Origin of the sequence: Achromobacter sp. (assembly GCF_036567245.1) — a bacterium.
Lineage (GTDB): Bacteria > Pseudomonadota > Gammaproteobacteria > Burkholderiales > Burkholderiaceae_B > Achromobacter.
Genome location: NZ_DATCUY010000360.1, coordinates 1 through 3364, shown reverse-complemented (window position 1 = coordinate 3364; position 3364 = coordinate 1). Strand labels below are relative to the sequence as shown.

Sequence of the window (3364 nt, the reverse complement as noted above, 5' to 3'; positions counted from 1 at the left end):
ACAACCGCATGAACGCGCTGGCGGCGCTGGCCGCCGCCGAGCACGTGGGCGTGCCGGCGGCGCAGGGCATCGACGCCCTGAGCCGGTTCGCGGGAGTGAAGCGCCGCATGGAGTTGCGCGGCACGGTCAACGGCATCAAGGTCTACGACGACTTCGCGCACCACCCCACCGCCATCGCCACGACCCTGGAAGGCCTGCGCCGCCAGGTCGGCGCGGCGCGCATCCTGGCGGTGCTGGAGCCGCGCTCGAACACGATGAAGCTGGGCACCATGGCTGCCCGCCTGCCCGAGGCCCTGGCCGACGCCGACCTGGTGTTCTGCTTTGGCGCCCACTCCGGCAAACACGCCCTGGGCTGGAACCCGGCCGACGTGCTGACCCCCCTGGGCGACCGGGCTTCCAGCTACGATGACATCGGCGCGCTGGTTGCCGCCGTGGCCGGCGCCGCCCGCCCGGGCGACCAGGTTCTGGTCATGAGCAACGGCGGTTTTGGCGGCGTGCACGGCAAGCTGCTGGACGCCCTGCAGGCGCGCGCCTGATTCCGGCAACGACACCGCAAAGGCGAGCAATGATTCTTTATCTGCACGGTTTCCGTTCCTCGCCGACCTCGCTCAAGGCCCAGATGATGGCCGACGCCATGGCCGCGCGCGGCCTGTCGGCGGACTGGGCCTGCCCGCAACTGCCCGCCAGCCCGCGCGAGGCCATCACCCTGGCGATGGGCATCGCGCGGCGCCAGCTGGAGGGCGCGGACTCGCCCCGGAAGCTGACCGTGATCGGCTCGTCGCTGGGCGGCTTCTACGCCACCTGGTTGGCCGAACAGCTGGGCTGCAAGGCGGTGCTGCTGAATCCGGCGGTCGAGGCCGCCCGCGACCTCGCCACCCAGGTCGGCGAGCACCGCATGTATCATTCCGACGCGCCGTTCGTCTTCCTGCCCGAATACGTGGACGAACTGGCCGCCATCCACGCCCCGCGCATCACCCAGCCCGACCGCTACTTCCTGGTGGCGGCCACCGGCGACGAGGTGCTGGATTGGCGCGAAATGCGCGACCGCTACGCGGGCTGCCGCCAGCGCATCGTGCAAGGCAGCGACCACGGTTTGTCCGATTTTGCGGAATGGATGCCCGAAGTGCTTGAATTCGCCCTTGGCGACAAGCAGGTTCGCCCCCAATAATCAGTATCAGACTTCAACACTCTCTATATATAGCTGCGCAAGGCGGCGCGTGCGCGCCGCCCAGGACGATCCCCACCATGTATGTGTTTTACGAAGACGACGGCAGCTTCAAGGCCGGCAATATCCTGTCCGAGACCGATGCCAGCCTGCAGGTGGAATCGGAATCCGGCAAGCGCAGCAAGATCAAGCGCGCCAACACCTTGTTCACCTTCGCGGCGCCCGAACCGGCCGCGCTGATGAGCCAGGCGGCCGCGACTGCCGAAACGCTGGACCTGCAATTCCTGTGGGAATGCGCGCCGCAGGAAGAATTCGACTCACCGGCCCTGGCCGCTGATTACTTTGGCCACGCCCCCACGCCCGTGGAACAGGCCGCCCTCTTGATGCGCCTGCACGGCGCGCCGGCGTATTTCCACCGCCGCGGCAAAGGGAGCTACCGCCCCGCCCCACCGGACATCCTGGCCGCCGCCCTGGCCGCGCTGGAAAAGAAACAGCGCCAGGCCGAACAGCAGCAGGAATGGGTGGACGAAATGGCCGCCGGACGCCTGCCCGAGCCCATCGCCCAGGCCGCGGAGTCGCTCCTGATCCGCCCCGACAAGAATTCGCAGCAATGGAAGGCGCTGGACGCCGCCTGCGCCAAGCTGGGCAAGAGCCCCGACCGCCTGCTGCTGGAACTGGGCGCCTGGCCGCACGCGCTGGCCCTGCACAAGCGCCGCTTCCTGGCGGTGAACTTCCCGCGCGGACTGGCGTTCCCGGACCTGGAACTGCCCGCCGTCGACCGCGAGCTGCCGCTGTCCGACGCTGAAATCTATTCGATCGACGACGTCACCACCACCGAAATCGACGATGCCCTGTCCGTCTCCACCCTGCCCGACGGCCGGCTGCGCGTCGGCGTGCACGTGGCGGCGCCGGGCCTGACGGTGACCCGCGACAGCGAATTCGACAAGCTGGCGCGCGCGCGCCTGTCCACCGTCTACATGCCGGGCGACAAGATCCCGATGCAGCCGGACAACGTCATCAAGGCGTTTTCGCTGGACGCTGGTCGCGAAGTGCCGGTGCTGTCCCTGTACGTCGTGGCGGACCCGGAGACCGGCGAAGTCATCGAATCGGAAACCCGCCTGGAACGCGTGGTGGTGCGCGAGAACCTGCGCCACAACATGCTGGACGCGCAGGTCACGGAAGCCAGCCTGTCCGATCCTTCCGCCGATCTGCCCTATGGCCATTGGCTGCGTCCGCTATGGAAGCTGGCGCAGGCCCTGTCGGCCCAGCGCGAGAACGTGCGCGGCAAGCCGGAGAACAATTCCCGGGTGGAGTACAGCTTCTACCTGGACGGCAACCCAGACGATCCCGACACGCCGGTGCGTCTGGTGCCCCGCCAGCGCAATGCGCCGCTGGACCGCATGGTGGCGGAATACATGATCCTGGCGAACAACCTCTGGGGCGGCCTGCTGCACCAGCATGGCGTGCCGGGCATCTACCGCTCGCAGCAAGCCGGCCGCGTGCGCATGAGCACCCAGGCCCTGCCGCACGAAGCCATCGGCGTGCCGCAATACGCCTGGAGCACCTCGCCGCTGCGCCGCTACGTGGACCTGGTCAACCAGTGGCAGTTGATCGCCGCGGTAGAGCACGGCGTTTCCGCCCGCCTGGTCGCCCCGTTCAAGCCGCGCGACGCGGACCTGTTCGCCATCATCGGCGCGTTCGACGCGCAGTACGCGGCCTGGGCGGAGTTCCAGAGCGCGATGGAACGCTACTGGTGCCTGCGCTGGCTGAAGCAGCACAACGTGACCCGCACGGTCGCGCATGTGCTGCGGGACGACCTGGTGCGGTTCGCGAATGCGCCGCTGGTGACTCGAGTCGGGGGGATGCCGGAGCTGGAGCGCGGGACTGCAGTCGAGATTGATATTCTGGGGATGGATGAGTTGTCTCTGGAGCTGGATTGCCGGTATATCGGGGAGATTAGTCCTGCTGTGGGTGGGCAGGAGTAGGTTTCTTCTGCTCTGGCGTCTTGGGGCTGTGCGTTGCGAGTTCTTCGTAGGCCGCCCGTCGGCGCGGGCGCCTGAGTGGCGGGCGCCCACGATTGCGGTCCGGAGCCTTCGCTCCGGACTGCCCCGTCGTCATCTTCGTCCAGGCCTTCGGCCTTCCCTTCAGATTCCCTCGGGCGCATCGAGGTTGCCCGCCACTCAGGCGCCCGCGCCGACG

At 68.1% G+C, this 3364-nt stretch carries 3 protein-coding genes; all 3 read left to right on the top strand.

Annotated features, from left to right (window positions below; genetic code table 11):
* Positions 1-536, top strand: a 536-nt coding sequence (locus VIR09_RS15590) for a glutamate ligase domain-containing protein (protein WP_332013690.1), incomplete at its 5' end; no start/stop codon positions are given.
* Positions 537-565: 29 nt separating this feature from the next.
* On the top strand, positions 566-1168 hold the full coding sequence (locus VIR09_RS15585; RefSeq protein WP_332013689.1) for a YqiA/YcfP family alpha/beta fold hydrolase: 603 nt from the start codon (positions 566-568) through the stop codon (positions 1166-1168).
* Positions 1169-1245: 77 nt separating this feature from the next.
* Positions 1246-3150, top strand: coding sequence for a ribonuclease catalytic domain-containing protein (locus tag VIR09_RS15580; protein WP_332013688.1), 1905 nt, complete (start codon positions 1246-1248; stop codon positions 3148-3150).
* The last annotated feature ends 214 nt before the right edge of the window (positions 3151-3364 follow it).

Bases quoted from the DNA above. Each gene is read 5' to 3' on its own strand.
- VIR09_RS15585 (WP_332013689.1), top strand. From the start codon at position 566: ATGATTCTTTATCTGCACGGTTTCCGTTCCTCGCCGACCTCGCTCAAG.
- VIR09_RS15580 (WP_332013688.1), top strand. From the start codon at position 1,246: ATGTATGTGTTTTACGAAGACGACGGCAGCTTCAAGGCCGGCAATATC.